Below are 14246 nucleotides of genomic sequence, written 5' to 3'. Positions count from 1 at the left end.
GGATTCCGACCATCATGCGAAGGTCATCTATCGCCGCGGTCGCGGCCATCGGCAGCGTGAGCCTGCTGCTCGCCGGCTGCAGCAAGGCCGACGACGGCTCGGGCGACAACAACAAGTCGGCCGGTGCGAACGCCGCCACGAAGGATTTCGTCAACGCCTCGACGACGAAGGGCGGCACGGTCACCTACGCGATGTCGGACGTCCCCGACTCGTTCGACCCGGGCAACACGTACTACGCCTACATGTACAACTTCAGCCGGCTGTACGCCCGCCCGCTGATGACGTTCAAGCCCGACGCGGGAGAGAAGGGCAACACGCTCGTCCCCGACCTCGCCTCGGCGCCCGGCAAGCAGTCGGACGGCGGCAAGACCTGGACGTACACGATCCGCAAGGGTCTGAAGTACCAGGACGGCTCGCCGATCACGTCGAAGGACGTCAAGTACGCCGTCGAGCGCTCGAACTTCGCGCGTGACGTGCTCTCCCTCGGCCCGAACTACTTCCAGCAGTTCCTCGCGGGCGGTGACAAGTACAAGGGCCCCTACAAGGACAAGAGCGACAAGGGCCTGAAGTCCATCGAGACGCCGGACGACACCACGATCGTCTTCCATCTCAACCAGGCCTTCCAGGAGTTCGACTACCTGGTCGCCACCCCGCAGACCGCGCCGGTGCCGAAGGCCAAGGACGACGGCATCGACTACGTCAAGCACATCGTGTCCTCGGGCTCGTACCAGTTCCAGAGCTACCAGGAGGGCAAGCAGGCCGTCCTGGTCCGCAACAAGAACTTCGACCCGAAGTCCGACCCGCTGCGCAAGCAGTACCCGGACAAGATCGTCGTCAACCTGAAGGTCAACCAGCAGACGATCGACAAGGACCTGCAGTCCGGCGACACCCTGATCGACCTGCAGGGCAAGGGTGTCGACACCCAGACGCAGGCGCAGCTGGTCAACGACAAGTCGAAGATGGCGAACACGGACAACGCCTTCGGCGGCCGTCTCGTCTACGCGGCGATCAACACCAAGCTGAAGCCGTTCACGAACGTCGAGTGCCGCAAGGCCGTCGAGTACGCCATCGACAAGGTCTCGGTGCAGACCGCACAGGGCGGTCCCATCCGCGGTGACGTCGCCACGACGGTGCTGCCCCCGGACATCACGGGCTACGCCAAGGAAGACGTCTACGCCACCAGCGGCAACAAGGGCGACGTGGCCAAGGCCAAGGACGCGCTGAAGGCCTGCGGCGAGAAGAAGATCAACACCACGATCACCGCGCGCAGCGACCGTGACGAAGAGGTCTCCGGCGCCCAGGCGCTGATCGAGTCGCTGAAGAAGGTCGGCATCAACGCCAGCCTGAAGCAGTACCCGTCGGGCAAGTACTTCACCGACTACGCGGGCGTCCCGAAGTTCAACCAGAAGAACAACGTCGGCATCATGATGATGCAGTGGGGTGCCGACTGGCCTTCCGGCTACGGCTTCCTGCAGCAGATCCTGAACAGCAAGGCGGTCGGTGCCTCCGGCAACACCGCCCTGTCGGAGCTCGACGACAAGAAGGTCGACTCGATGCTCGCCGAGGCCATCGGGGCACCCGACGAGGCCACGCGCAACAAGCTGTACGCGCAGATCGACAAGCAGGCCATGGAGGACGCGGCGCTCGTCCCGCTGACCTACTTCAAGGTCCTGCTGTACCGCTCCCCGTACGCCACCAACCTGGTGTCCACGGCCGCCTTCAGCGGGCAGTACGACTACCTCAACATCGGCACCACGAAGAAGTAGCAGCCCCGGAAGGCAGGTGAAGGCATTGGTGCCCGCGGGCCGCACGGTCCGCGGGCACCAGCGCCGGTCCCCGTGATCTCGTACATCATCCGCCGGCTGATCGCGGCAGTGATCCTGTTGCTGGTCGTCACCGCGGTCACGTTTGGCATCTTTTTCCTGCTGCCGAGAATGGCCGGCCAGACCGCCGACCAGCTCGCGCAGCAGTACATCGGCAAGAGTCCCTCGGCCGCGGACATCGCGGCGGTCAAGCACAACCTCGGCCTGGACGAGCCCGTTTACCTCCAGTACTGGCACTTCATCAAGGGGATCTTCGCGGGGTCCACCTATGACCTCGGCCCCACCACGGTGCACTGCAACGCGCCGTGCTTCGGCTACTCCTTCAAGAACCACGTCGCGGTGTGGCCCGAGCTGACCGACCGGCTGCCCATCACCTTGTCCCTGGCCGCCGGTGCCGCGGTCATCTGGCTGCTGTCCGGTGTCACGGTGGGTGTGATCTCGGCGCTCAAGCCCGGATCGTTCTTCGACCGCGCGTTCATGGGTGTCGCCCTCGCCGGTGTCTCGCTGCCGATCTTCTTCACGGGCCAGCTGGCGCTCCTGGTCTTCACCTACCAGATCCCGATCTTCGGGCGTACCTACGTACCGCTCACGGAGAACCCGGCACAGTGGGCCAACACCCTCTTCCCTGCCTGGTGTTCACTCGCTCTGCTGTACTCCGCGATCTACGCCCGGCTGACCCGCTCGGGCATGCTGGAGACGATGAACGAGGACTACATCCGCACCGCGCGTGCCAAGGGTCTGCGCGAGCGCACCGTGGTGGGCCGGCACGGCCTGCGTGCCGCACTGACCCCGATCATCACCGTGTTCGGTATGGACGTCGGTCTGCTGCTCGGCGGCGCCGTGATCACCGAGAACGTGTTCTCCTTGCACGGCATCGGTGAGTACGCCGTCCAGGGCATCACCGACAACGACCTGCCCAAGGTCCTCGGCGTGACGCTGCTCGCCGCGTTCTTCGTCGTGTTCTGCAATCTCCTGGTGGACCTTCTCTACGCCGCCGCCGACCCGCGGGTGAGGCTCTCGTGACCGAACTGTCCAAAACCGGTGCCGCCGTGGGCGAGCCGGTGGCCGCGGGCCCGGCCAAGCCCCCGACCGCCTTCCTCGAAGTGCGCGACCTCAAGGTGCACTTCCCGACCGACGACGGCCTGGTCAAGTCCGTCGACGGGCTCAGCTTCAAGCTGGAGAAGGGCCAGACCCTGTCCATCGTGGGCGAGTCCGGGTCCGGCAAGTCCGTGACCTCGCTGGCGATCATGGGCCTGCACCGGCTCGGCGCGCGCGGCAAGAACGTGAAGATGTCCGGCGAGATCTGGCTCGACGGCAAGGAGCTGATCGAGGCCGCACCGGACGACGTCCGACGGCTCCGCGGCCGCGAGATGGCGATGATCTTCCAGGATCCGCTGTCCGCGATGCACCCGTACTACACGGTCGGCAACCAGATCGTGGAGGCGTACCGCGTCCACAACGACGTGAACAAGAAGACCGCCCGCAAGCGGGCCGTCGAACTGCTCGACCGCGTGGGCATCCCCGAGCCGGCCAAGCGCGTCGACAGCTACCCGCACGAGTTCTCCGGCGGTATGCGCCAGCGCGCGATGATCGCGATGTCGCTGGCGAACAACCCGCAGCTGCTCATCGCGGACGAGCCGACCACCGCCCTCGACGTCACCGTCCAGGCGCAGATCCTCGACCTGATCAGGGATCTGCAGAAGGAGTTCGAGTCCGCGGTCGTCCTCATCACCCACGACCTGGGTGTCGTCGCCGAGATCGCCGACCAGGTCCTGGTCATGTACGGCGGTCGCTGCGTCGAGCGCGGTCCCGTCGACAAGATCTTCGCCGAGCCGCAGCACCCGTACACCTGGGGCCTGCTCGGATCGATGCCGCGCATCGACCGTGAGCAGACCGAGCGGCTCATCCCCGTCAAGGGCCAGCCGCCGTCCCTCATCAACGTCCCCTCGGGCTGCGCCTTCCACCCGCGCTGCCCGTACGCGGACCTGCCCAAGGGCGGCATCACCCGCACCCAGCGGCCCGAGCTGCACGAGGTCGGCAGCGACCACTTCTCCGCCTGCCACCTCAGCCCGGAGGACCGTACGCGGATCTGGACCGAAGAGATTGCGCCGAAGCTGTGAGTGAGCCCGTGAGCGAGACGAAGAAGGAAGACGCAGGGGACGCAGCGGCGGCCACCAAGGCGGCCACGGTTCCCGCGCAGGCGGCGTCCCCCGAGGACCGCGAGGTGCTGCTCAAGGTCGAGAGCCTGGTCAAGCACTTCCCGATCAAGAAGGGGCTCCTCCAGCGGCAGGTCGCCGCGGTGAAGGCCGTCGACGGGATCGGCTTCGAGGTCCGCAAGGGCGAGACGCTGGGCGTCGTCGGCGAGTCCGGCTGCGGCAAGTCGACCATGGGCCGGGTCATCACGAAGCTGATCGAACCCACCGGCGGCAAGATCGAGTTCGAGGGCCAGGACATCACGCGCCTCGGCGCGCGGGGCATGCGCCCGCTGCGCCGGGACATCCAGATGATCTTCCAGGACCCGTACGGCTCCCTGAACCCCCGGCACACCATCGGCTCGATCGTCTCGGCGCCGTTCCGGCTCCAGGGCGTGGAGCCCGAGGGCGGGGTGAAGAAGGAGGTCCAGCGCCTCCTGGAGCTGGTGGGCCTCAGCCCGGAGCACTTCAACCGCTACCCGCACGAGTTCTCCGGCGGACAGCGCCAGCGCATCGGCATCGCCCGCGCGCTCGCGCTCAAGCCGAAGCTGGTCGTGGCGGACGAGCCGGTCTCCGCGCTCGACGTGTCGATCCAGGCGCAGGTCGTCAACCTCATGGACGACCTGCAGTCCGAGCTGGGCCTGACGTACGTGATCATCGCGCACGACCTCTCCGTCGTCCGCCATGTCTCGGACCGCATCGCGGTGATGTACCTCGGCAAGATCGTCGAACTCGCCGACCGCACCTCGCTGTACGAGGCGCCGATGCACCCGTACACCAAGGCCCTGATGTCGGCGGTGCCCGTCCCGGACCCCAAGCGCCGGGGCGCCAAGAGCGAGCGGATCCTGCTCAAGGGCGACGTGCCCTCGCCGATCTCGCCGCCGAGCGGCTGCCGCTTCCACACGCGGTGCTGGAAGGCGACGGAGATCTGCAAGACGGCCGAACCGCCGCTGATCCAGCTCGCCCCCGGGCGCCAAGTGGCCTGCCACCACCCGGAGAACGCCGAGGACCAGGCCCCGGACGACACCAAGCTGCTCGCGGTCGCCAGGGAGGCGATCGAGGTGGTGACGCTGGCGCGGACCGAGGCGGATGACGCCGACGACGTGTCCGAGGTGTCGGCCGAGGCGGCGGCTGCGGAGCCGGCCGAGAAGTCGGCCGCGGATTCGGTTGAGGAGCCGGCCGAGGAGTCTGCCGATGCTCCCGAGGCGGGTTCCGACGCCGGTGACGACAGTGACGTCCAGCCGTCGGACGACGCGGGTGACGCGGGTGACGCGGGTGACGCGGACGGGACGGATGGAGTCCAGGAGTCGTCCGGCAGTTAGCGGGGATTTGACCGAGCAGGTCATGTACACGCCCTGACGGGAGAGTGCAGAGTCTGCGTGTCCGTTACATCGGAACACGCGCGAAGGGACGACTCATGGCACTCTCCCGTTCGGCACGTCTGGCGGCAGTCGCGACAGCGGCCGCCTCGTTCTGTCTGATCGCCGCGGCCCCGGCCCCCACCCCCGGCTCGGACGGCATAGGCGACCCGTACTTCCCGCAGCTCGGCAACGGCGGCTTCGACGCCACCCACTACGACCTGAACGTGGCCTACGACCCCGCGACCGACCGCCTCGACGGCGTCACCACCGTCACCGCGCGCGCCACCCAGAACCTCTCCTCCTTCGACCTGGACCTCCAGAAGCTGACCGTCACCTCGGTCGAAGTGAACGGCAGACGCGCCCACTTCACGCGCTCCGGCGACGAGATCCGCGTCACCCCGCGCGACGCGATCCGCGACCACCGCACCTTCTCCGTCACGGTCACCTACGGCGGCGTCCCGGAGGCGCTCAACGGCCCCATCGTCTTCGGCTCCGACTACGGCTGGATGAAGACCGACGACGGCGTCTTCGTCGCCTGCGAACCCAACGCCGCCTCCACCTGGTTCCCCTCCAGCGACCACCCCTCCGACAAGGCGACGTACGACATCCGCATCAAGGCGCCCAAGGGCCTGACGGGTGTCTCCAACGGCCGGCTCGTCGACACGTACGACGTCCGGGGCGGGCAGACCGTGCACCACTGGCGCGAGTCACGGCCGATGGCGACCTACCTCGCGACCGCCTCCATAGGGAAGTTCGACGTCAAGACCGGCAGGACCCCTTCGGGCATTCCGATCTACGTAGCCATCGACCCGGTCCTGAAGAACAGCAACAACGTCGATGTGTACGGCGTCACGGCCGAGGTCACCGACTACTGGTCGCAGGTGTTCGGCCCCTACCCGTTCGAGGAGACCGGCGCCGTCGTCGACGACATGCCGGAGGCGGGCTTCTCACTGGAGACCCAGTCCAAGCCGAGCTACTCCGCAGTCCGCTCCGAGGGCACGATCGTGCACGAGCTGGCCCACCAGTGGTTCGGCGACTCCGTCTCGGTGCGCCAGTGGAAGGACATCTGGCTCAACGAGGGCTTCGCGAGCTACGGGCCCTGGCTGTGGAACGAGCACAAGGGGCGTACCACCGCCCACGACTCCTTCCTCGCCGCCTACAACTCCGTCCCCGCCACCTCGTCCTTCTGGCAGAGCGTCATCGCCGACCCGCAGCGCGACACCATGTTCAACAGCGCCGTCTACAACCGCGGCGCGATGACACTCCAGGTCCTTCGCGAGCGCATCGGCGACAGGGACTTCTTCAAGCTCCTTCGCACCTGGACCTCCACACACCGCTACGGCAACGCGCAGACCGCCGACTTCATCCGCCTCGCCGAGAAGGTCTCCGGGCAGGACCTCGACGGGCTCTTCCAGACGTGGCTCTACACGAAGGGCAAGCCCGCGCTGTAGGCCACGCGTCACACCTGGCTCGGGGGGCACCCGGCAGTGCGTAACAATGTCGGGTGCTTCTGGAACTCTTCACCCCCTCCGTCCAGCATTGGCTGGACCTCATCGGGATCTTCGTCTTCGCGATCTCCGGCGCTCTCCTCGCGGTCCGCAAGAACTTCGATGTCTTCGGCATCGCCGTTCTCGCCGAGGTCACCGCGCTGGGCGGGGGGCTGTTCCGCGACGTGATCATCGGCGCCGTCCCGCCGGCCGCGTTCACCGACCTCGGTTACTTCCTGACCCCGCTGGTCGCCGCCGGCCTCGTGTTCTTCCTGCACCCCGAGGTGGAGCGCACCCAGGTCGCGGTGAACATCTTCGACGCGGCCGGCCTCGGCCTGTTCTGCGTCACCGGCACGGTCAAGGCGTACGACTACGGGCTCGGGCTCACGGCCTCCGCGGCGCTCGGCCTCACGACCGCCGTGGGCGGCGGTGTGCTGCGCGACATCATCGCCAACGAGGTCCCGTCCCTGGTCCGCTGGGACCGCGACCTGTACGCGGTGCCGGCGATCGTCGGGTCGACGATCATCGTCCTGTGCATCCGCTTCGACGTGCTGTCCGCGTTCAGCAGCGGCGCCGCGGTCATCACGGCGTTCGTGCTGCGGCTGCTCGCGATGCGCTACCACTGGCGGGCGCCGCGGGCCTGGCACCGCAGGTCGTCGGCGACGGAGGTGCCGGAGGAGACGCCCTGACCTGGGCTGTTATGTGCTTCGAAGCAAAAGCTACCGCTTAGTAGTTTCCTGTTGTACCGTACCTGCATGGCACAGGTATCGTCCGCCGCGCAGGCGGTCATCGGCGACAGCGAGTTCGACCGCGACACCGCGGTCACCCGGCGCGAGCCCGGTGTGTACGACATCGACCTCTCGGCCGGCTGGACGATCATCAGCGCCGTCAACGGCGGCTACCTGCTCGCCGTGCTCGGCCGCGCCCTCGGCGACGCGCTGCCGCACAGTGACCCGTTCACCATCTCCGCGCACTACCTGACCGCGTCCCATCCCGGCCCCGCCGTGATCAGGACCGACGTCGTACGCACCGGCCGCACCCTCTCCACCGGCCAGGCCTCCCTCTTCCAGTACGACGACGAGGGCGCCGAGGTCGAGCGGATCCGCGTTCTCGCCTCCTACGGTGACCTCGACGCGCTCCCGGACGACGTCCGTACCACCGCGAAGCCCCCGCACTTCCCGCCGGTCGAGCAGTGCTTCGGCGCGCAGGACGGCCCCACGCCGATCAAGGGCAGCTCCGCCATCACCGAGCGGCTCGCCCTCAAGCTCGACCCGGCCACGCTGGGCTGGGCGATCGGTTCGCCCTCCGGCAAGGGCGAGATGCGGGCCTGGTTCGGCCTCGCGGACGGGCGTGACGCGGACCCGCTCTCCCTGCTCCTCGCGGTGGACGCGCTGCCGCCGACCGCGTTCGAGATGGGCCTGACCGGCTGGGTCCCGACGGTCGAACTGACCGTCCACGTCCGCTGCCGCCCCGCCCCCGGCCCTCTGCGCGTCTCCATCACCACCCGCAATCTCGCGGGCGGTTTCCTGGAGGAGGACGCCGAGGTCTGGGACAGCGAGGACCGCCTGGTGGCCCAGTCCCGGCAGCTCGCGCGCGCGAAGCTGAGCTGAACGGGGCGGCGGGTCCGGGTGGGCCGAGCCCGGAGCCGTAGCGGCGTGCGTCGGGTCGAGATGAGCCCGTTGCCGTAGCGAGGCCGGCGTCCGGTCGAGGTCGGGCCCGGCGCCGTCGAGGCCACCGCGCGTGTGCGGCGCACCCACCCCGACCTGTTCCTGCGGCTGTGCGGCAACGCGCTGACCGCGCCGCCCGACGACGGCGGCCGCGGCGAGTGGATCACCGTGCACCTCGGCTACGGGGAGGTGCACGAGGCCCGCTCGCTCCTCTCCTTCGCCGTCCACGTGCAGGTCGTCGAGCCGCCCGAGATCCGTGCGGAACTCGGCCGCTGCGGCGCCACGATCACCGCCGTGTACGGTCCGCCCACAGGAACTCCGTGACAGCGCCGGTCAGTTCGGCCGGCGCGTCTTCCTGTACGAGATGACCCGCGCCCTCGATCAGCCGCAGTTCGGCGCCGGGGATCAGCTTCGCCAGCTCGTGCCCGCGCGCGACCGGGATCCAGGTGTCCTCCGTGCCCCAGCAGATCAGCACAGGCAGGTCCAACTCCCCGTACCGGCTCTGGATCTCGTCGGTGAAGCGCCGGTCGTTCTGCTCGATCTGACGGTAGAACGCGGGCTGTCCCTCCGGCGTGCACCAGGGGGCTGCCAGCCGGTCGAGAGTGGCCGGGGGCAGGCCCTGGTGGCTCGCCGACCTGATGTACTCGCGCACGAGCGCCTCGTGCAGGGCCGGCGGGAGCTGGGCGAACACGTCGGCGTGCGCGCCGAGATGGCGGTACGTGGGGGAGCCCCATGGAGCGAGCGCCACCGGGTCGACCAGCGCGAGCCGCTCGTAGCGCGCGCCGTGCAGCAGCCGGGCGCGCAGGGCGACACAGCCGCCGAAGTCATGGGCGACGACGGCGGGTTCGGCGCCGGGCCGGTCCAGGCCCCAGTGCCCGAGCAGTTCGGTCAGGACGCGGGCGTGGGCGGCGAGGGTGACGTCCTGCCCGTCGTGCTTCGCCGAGGCGCCGTACCCGGGCAGATCCCATACGTAGACGCGATGCCGGGAGGCGAGCGCGCGGGCCGGGCCGCGCCAGACGTACGAGGAGAAGGGCGTGCCGTGGACGAGGACGACCGGCGGCGCGTCCGCCGGGCCGAGCGCGGCCCAGGCGACGTCGCCGGACGAACTGGCGCAGGAGCGGTCGAGATTCCAGTCGGCGGTCATGCTCTTCAGGCTAGGGCGTGTCCCGGCCGGGGCGCGGGGACTCGGGCGCCGGCGGGTGGTGGCCTGTGGCCGGCGGCGTTCAGTCCAGCCAGTGCGCCCTGCCGAGGTTGACGAGGCGCAACTGCCGTGTGGCGACGTCGATCGCCGCGTCCATGCGCTCCGGCGGGGTCTCCAGGAAGACGGACGCGGTCATCACCATGTGCTCGACGTAGTGCCACGCCAGCATCCGCAGGTCGTCCTGGCTCCAGCCGGCGGACACCGGGTCCGCGGCGAGGCCCTCGGCCACCTCCTCGGCGAACCGCGTGAGCTGCCCGCCGATGGCGTCCCGCACGCGCTGGACGCCGCCGTGCCGCTCACGCGCGATGAAGCGCACGTGGGAGGGGTGCGTGCGGACCAGACGGGCGATCAACTCAACTGTCCGACCCAGACGTTCCTCGTTGCTGCCCGTCGTGGTCAGCATCGTGGTGATCGTCTCGTGCAGGCTGCCGAGCGCCTCCTCGACGAGCGCGACGCCGAGCTCGGCCGTCGAGTCGAAGTGCCGGTAGAACGCGGTCGGCGCGACCCCGACGGCCCGGGTGACCTCGCGCAGCCCCAGGCTCGACAGGCTCTGGTCCTCGAGCAGCTCCAACGCCGCGTCGAGCAGCGCCTGTCGGGTCTTCTGCTTCTGGGCCTGCCGGATGCCGAGGGTGTGACTCATGCCATGCAGTTAACACTTGTTCTCTGTAATTCGGAAGCCGTGTGCGCGCTAGACTCAGGAGTCAGTGAACGGTTGTAATCCCAACCGTCACCGACCCGACCATGAGAGGCACTCATGCTGTTCCTCGTAGCCGCCCTGCTTCTGCTGGGCGTCGCGCTGGGCTCCGTGGCCCACGCGCCTCTTCCCGTCACCCTCGTCGCCGCCGCCGTCATCGGCATCTGGCTGGTTGTCTTCGCCGTGCGCGAGCGGACCGCCCGACGACGCCACCAGCACTGATCCATCAGCCTGATCACGCTTGATCACGCTTGATCACGCTTGATCACGCCTGAACCAAGAGGGGGTACCACCATGAACATCACCGCTGACACCACTACCGGCACCAGCACCCACACCGACGCCGTGGCCGGGACGGCCCCTGCGGAGCAGCCCCGCACCGGTGCGCGCGACGCCGACGGAATGGCCGTCGCCTCGTTCGTCCTCGGGCTGCTCGGACTGCTCGTCCTCAACCTCTTCCTCGGCCCGATCGCCATCGTGCTCGCCGGCCTCGCCCTCATGCGCGGCACCGCCCGCCGTGGCCGTGCGCTGCTCGGACTCGGGCTCGGAATCGCCGACCTGGCGGTCCTCGCGGCGTTCGTCGCGACCGACCACACGCTGTCCTGGAGCCTCACGGGCTGACCCCTTTGACGCTCTGCGTGGGACGGGACCCCACGCGGCGCGGAGCACCGGGACAGGGGCTCGTAGAATCGAGCCCACCATGGCTTACCTCGACCACGCCGCGACCACTCCGATGCTCCCGGAGGCCGTCGAGGTGATGACCGCCCAGCTCGCCCTCACCGGCAACGCGTCCTCGCTGCACGCAGCAGGCCGGCGCGCCCGACGCACCGTCGAGGAGTCCCGCGAGACCCTCGCCGAATCCCTCGGCGCCCGCCCCAGTGAGGTCGTCTTCACCTCGGGCGGCACCGAGGCCGACAACCTCGCGGTGAAGGGCCTGTACTGGTCCCGCCGCGACGCGGACCCCGCCCGCACCCGCGTCCTCGCCAGCCCCGTCGAACACCACGCCGTCCTCGACGCCGTGCACTGGCTCGGCGAACACGAGGGCGCCACCGTCGAATACCTGCCCGTCGACGCGTACGGGCGCGTGCACCCGGACGCCCTGCGCGAGGCGATCGCCCGCAACCCCGACGACGTGGCGCTCGCCACCGTCATGTGGGCGAACAACGAGATCGGCACGATCCAGCCCGTACGTGAACTCGCCGACGTGGCCGCCGAGTTCGGTGTCCCGCTGCACGCCGACGCCGTCCAGGCCTTCGGTCAGATCCCCGTCGACTTCGCCGCGTCCGGCCTCGCCGCGATGACCGTCTCCGGCCACAAGATCGGCGGCCCGTACGGTATCGGGGCGCTCCTCCTGGGCCGCGAGTACACCCCCGTACCCGTGCTCCACGGCGGCGGCCAGGAGCGGCATGTGCGCTCCGGGACGCTCGACGTGCCGGCCGTCGCCGCCTTCGCCGTCGCCGGACGGCTCGCCGCCGAACAGCGTGAGTGGTTCGCCCGCGAGATCGGCGGACTGCGCGACGGCCTGGTCGACGCCGTGCGCGCGGCCGTCCCCGAGGCGATCCTCGGCGGCGACCCGGCCCCCGGCGGCCGGCTGCCCGCCAACGCCCACTTCACCTTCCCCGGGTGCGAGGGCGACTCCCTGCTGCTGCTCCTGGACGCGCAGGGCATCGAGTGCTCCACCGGCTCCGCGTGCACGGCCGGTGTGGCGCAGCCCAGCCACGTACTGCTGGCCACCGGCACGGACCCGGACCTGGCCCGCGGCACCCTGCGCTTCTCCCTCGGCCACACGTCGACCGAGGCGGACGTGGCAGCTGTGGCGGACGCGATCGGACCGGCGGTGGAGCGGGCCAGGACGGCCGGGCTGAGCTGACGGCCCGGCTGAGCCAGGACGCCTTACGCCTTGGCCGTGCGCCCCTCTTCATGGGCGCGCTTCACCAGGCCCATGTACCGGTCCCAGTCCCAGTGCGGGCCCGGATCGGTGTGGTCCGTGCCCGGCACCTCGACGTGCCCGATGATGTGCTGCCGGTCGACGGGTATCCCGTAGCGCCTGCATATCCCGGCGGTGAGCCGCGCGGAGGACGCGTACATGGCGTCCGTGAAGTCGGCCGGGCGGTCCACGAACCCCTCGTGCTCGATCCCCACACTGCGCTCGTTGAATTCCTTGTTCCCCGCGTGGAACGCCACGTCCAGCTCGCGGATCATCTGCGCTATGTGGCCGTCCTTGCGCACCACGTAGTGCGCGGCCGCCCCGTGCCACGGGTCCTTGAAGACCTTCAGCGTCCCCTGGTAGCTGCCCTGTGTGACATGGATGATCACGCGGTCGATCGTGTAGTCGGCGGGGCGGTCCGCCCGCCGCCAGTTCGCCGCCGCCGCGGCCACCCACTCCGCGCCCCTGAAGTCGACCTCGCCGGCCTTGCGCGGCTTGTCGATGCCGGGCATCTGCCACCACATGTGCGCCAGGTCGCTGCGGGCGAGCAGGCCCACACCGACGGCTGTCGCCGCGCCTCCGATCAGCAGCGTCCGCCGGCTGACCCCCCGGTCACCGTCGCACTTCGCGCCGCCCCCGGACTTCTGCCGCGACTTCCCCTGTGCTCCCACGACCCGCCCCCGTTCACGTCGTACGAGATCCACAACGGATACTCGCGGGATTCGGTTCCCGCGGCCCCGTACCCTGTGAGAGCTATGACTTCGCAGACCCCGCAGAGCACCCGCCCCCTTCGCGTCCTCGCCGCCATGTCGGGCGGCGTGGACTCCGCCGTCGCCGCCGCCCGCGCGGCGGAAGCGGGCCACGACGTGACGGGCGTCCACCTCGCCCTCTCCGCGAACCCGCAGTCGTTCCGCACCGGAGCCCGCGGCTGTTGCACCGTGGAGGACTCCCGTGACGCCCGCAGGGCCGCCGACGTCATCGGCATCCCCTTCTACGTCTGGGACCTCGCCGAGCGCTTCCGCGAGGACGTCGTCGACGACTTCGTCGCCGAGTACGAGGCCGGGCGCACCCCGAACCCGTGCCTGCGCTGCAACGAGAAGATCAAGTTCGCCGCGCTCCTCGACAAGGCGCTCGCCCTGGGCTTCGACGCGGTCGCCACGGGCCACTACGCGAAGGTGGTCGAGCACGCGGACGGCACCCGCGAGCTGCACCGCGCCTCCGACATGGCCAAGGACCAGTCGTACGTCCTCGGAGTGCTCGACGACCGCCAGCTCGCGCACGCCCTGTTCCCCCTCGGCGACACGGTCACGACGAAGGACGAGATCCGCGCGGAGGCCGAGCGGCGCGGCCTCGCGGTCGCCAAGAAGCCCGACTCGCACGACATCTGTTTCATCGCGGACGGCGACACCCAGGGCTTCCTCGCGTCGCGCCTGGGCAAGGCCGAGGGCGACATCGTCGACGAGGCGGGCAGCAAGGTCGGCACGCACGAGGGCGCGTACGGCTTCACGATCGGCCAGCGCAAGGGCCTGCGCATCGGCACCCCGGCCCCCGACGGCAAGCCGCGCTACGTCCTGGACATCTCGCCGGTGAACAACACGGTGACGGTCGGCCCCGTCGGCTCCCTCGATGTCACCGCCCTCACGGCCATCAAGCCCCGCTGGTGCGGCACGGCTCCCTCGGGACCGGGCACGTACACCGCGCAGCTGCGCGCCCACGGCGACGAGACGCCGGTGACGGCGGAGCTGGTGGACGGCACCCTGACCGTCACCTTCGACGAGCCCGTGCGCGGCGTCGCCCCCGGCCAGGCCATCGTGCTCTACGACGGCACGCGCGTGGTCGGCTCGGCGACGATCGCGACGACCACGCGCGCGAAGACGGCTGCCTAGCCGCTTAC

Annotated in this window: 15 protein-coding genes; 12 read left to right on the top strand and 3 right to left on the bottom strand. The window is 69.6% G+C overall.

Going from position 1 to position 14246, the window contains the following annotated elements; translation table 11 throughout:
• Positions 1-14: 14 nt before the first annotated feature.
• The 8 genes from CG723_RS38960 to CG723_RS38925 all read left to right on the top strand — a co-directional run bounded on the left by CG723_RS38960 (position 15) and on the right by CG723_RS38925 (position 8854).
• Positions 15-1766, top strand: coding sequence for an ABC transporter substrate-binding protein (locus CG723_RS38960; protein ID WP_234374739.1), 1752 nt, complete (start codon positions 15-17; stop codon positions 1764-1766).
• A gap of 72 nt (positions 1767-1838) precedes the next feature.
• Complete coding sequence (locus tag CG723_RS38955; protein ID WP_100598291.1) at positions 1839-2846, top strand: ABC transporter permease; 1008 nt, start codon at positions 1839-1841, stop codon at positions 2844-2846.
• Positions 2843-3943 (top strand): ABC transporter ATP-binding protein, encoded by a 1101-nt coding sequence (locus CG723_RS38950; RefSeq protein ID WP_100598290.1) that lies wholly within the window; start codon positions 2843-2845, stop codon positions 3941-3943. Before CG723_RS38955 ends, CG723_RS38950 begins: the two co-directional genes overlap by 4 nt.
• 8 nt (positions 3944-3951) lie before the next feature.
• The gene (locus CG723_RS38945) at positions 3952-5337 is read left to right on the top strand and encodes an ABC transporter ATP-binding protein (protein ID WP_100598289.1); all 1386 of its coding nucleotides are present in this window, start codon (positions 3952-3954) and stop codon (positions 5335-5337) included.
• Positions 5338-5432: 95 nt separating this feature from the next.
• A complete protein-coding gene (locus CG723_RS38940; protein ID WP_100598288.1) occupies positions 5433-6827 on the top strand; it encodes a M1 family metallopeptidase in 1395 nt (464 codons plus the stop codon).
• A 53-nt stretch (positions 6828-6880) separates the two neighbouring features.
• On the top strand, positions 6881-7552 hold the full coding sequence (locus CG723_RS38935; protein WP_100598287.1) for a trimeric intracellular cation channel family protein: 672 nt from the start codon (positions 6881-6883) through the stop codon (positions 7550-7552).
• A gap of 66 nt (positions 7553-7618) precedes the next feature.
• Positions 7619-8473: a thioesterase family protein gene (locus CG723_RS38930; protein ID WP_100598286.1), complete on the top strand. Its 855-nt coding sequence runs from the start codon at positions 7619-7621 to the stop codon at positions 8471-8473.
• 132 nt (positions 8474-8605) lie between these two features.
• Positions 8606-8854, top strand: a complete 249-nt coding sequence (locus CG723_RS38925) for a hypothetical protein (protein WP_100598285.1) — start codon at positions 8606-8608, stop codon at positions 8852-8854.
• On the opposite strand, the gene CG723_RS38920 is transcribed toward CG723_RS38925, so the two are convergent.
• Both CG723_RS38920 and CG723_RS38915 read right to left on the bottom strand, forming a co-directional pair.
• Positions 8817-9674, bottom strand: coding sequence for an alpha/beta fold hydrolase (locus CG723_RS38920; RefSeq protein ID WP_100598284.1), 858 nt, complete (start codon positions 9672-9674; stop codon positions 8817-8819). The two genes, CG723_RS38925 and CG723_RS38920, sit on opposite strands and share 38 nt — an antisense overlap.
• Before the next feature lie 79 nt (positions 9675-9753).
• Positions 9754-10371 (bottom strand): TetR family transcriptional regulator, encoded by a 618-nt coding sequence (locus CG723_RS38915; RefSeq protein ID WP_100598283.1) that lies wholly within the window; start codon positions 10369-10371, stop codon positions 9754-9756.
• 114 nt (positions 10372-10485) lie between these two features.
• Between CG723_RS38915 and CG723_RS47145 the strand changes: the two genes are divergently transcribed.
• The 3 genes from CG723_RS47145 (at position 10486) to CG723_RS38905 (ending at position 12295) form a co-directional block, all read left to right on the top strand.
• The gene (locus CG723_RS47145) at positions 10486-10647 is read left to right on the top strand and encodes a hypothetical protein (protein WP_165914619.1); all 162 of its coding nucleotides are present in this window, start codon (positions 10486-10488) and stop codon (positions 10645-10647) included.
• 72 nt (positions 10648-10719) lie between these two features.
• The gene (locus CG723_RS38910; protein ID WP_234374738.1) at positions 10720-11046 is read left to right on the top strand and encodes a hypothetical protein; all 327 of its coding nucleotides are present in this window, start codon (positions 10720-10722) and stop codon (positions 11044-11046) included.
• Positions 11047-11125: 79 nt separating this feature from the next.
• On the top strand, positions 11126-12295 hold the full coding sequence (locus CG723_RS38905) for a cysteine desulfurase family protein (protein WP_100598282.1): 1170 nt from the start codon (positions 11126-11128) through the stop codon (positions 12293-12295).
• Positions 12296-12318: 23 nt separating this feature from the next.
• Here CG723_RS38905 and CG723_RS38900 read toward each other — a convergent pair whose 3' ends face one another.
• Positions 12319-13023 (bottom strand): N-acetylmuramoyl-L-alanine amidase, encoded by a 705-nt coding sequence (locus tag CG723_RS38900; protein ID WP_234374737.1) that lies wholly within the window; start codon positions 13021-13023, stop codon positions 12319-12321.
• An 84-nt stretch (positions 13024-13107) separates the two neighbouring features.
• Here CG723_RS38900 and mnmA point away from each other — a divergent pair, with 84 nt between their 5' ends.
• Entirely contained in the window at positions 13108-14238 is a 1131-nt protein-coding gene (gene mnmA / locus CG723_RS38895; RefSeq protein ID WP_100598281.1) for a tRNA 2-thiouridine(34) synthase MnmA, read from the top strand.
• Positions 14239-14246 lie beyond the last annotated feature (8 nt).

Origin of the sequence: Streptomyces sp. CB01635 (assembly GCF_002803065.1) — a bacterium.
In the GTDB taxonomy this organism is placed as follows: Bacteria; Actinomycetota; Actinomycetes; order Streptomycetales; family Streptomycetaceae; genus Streptomyces.
Note: the sequence above shows the minus strand (reverse complement) of the source record. Positions and strands in the feature narration are given on the sequence as shown.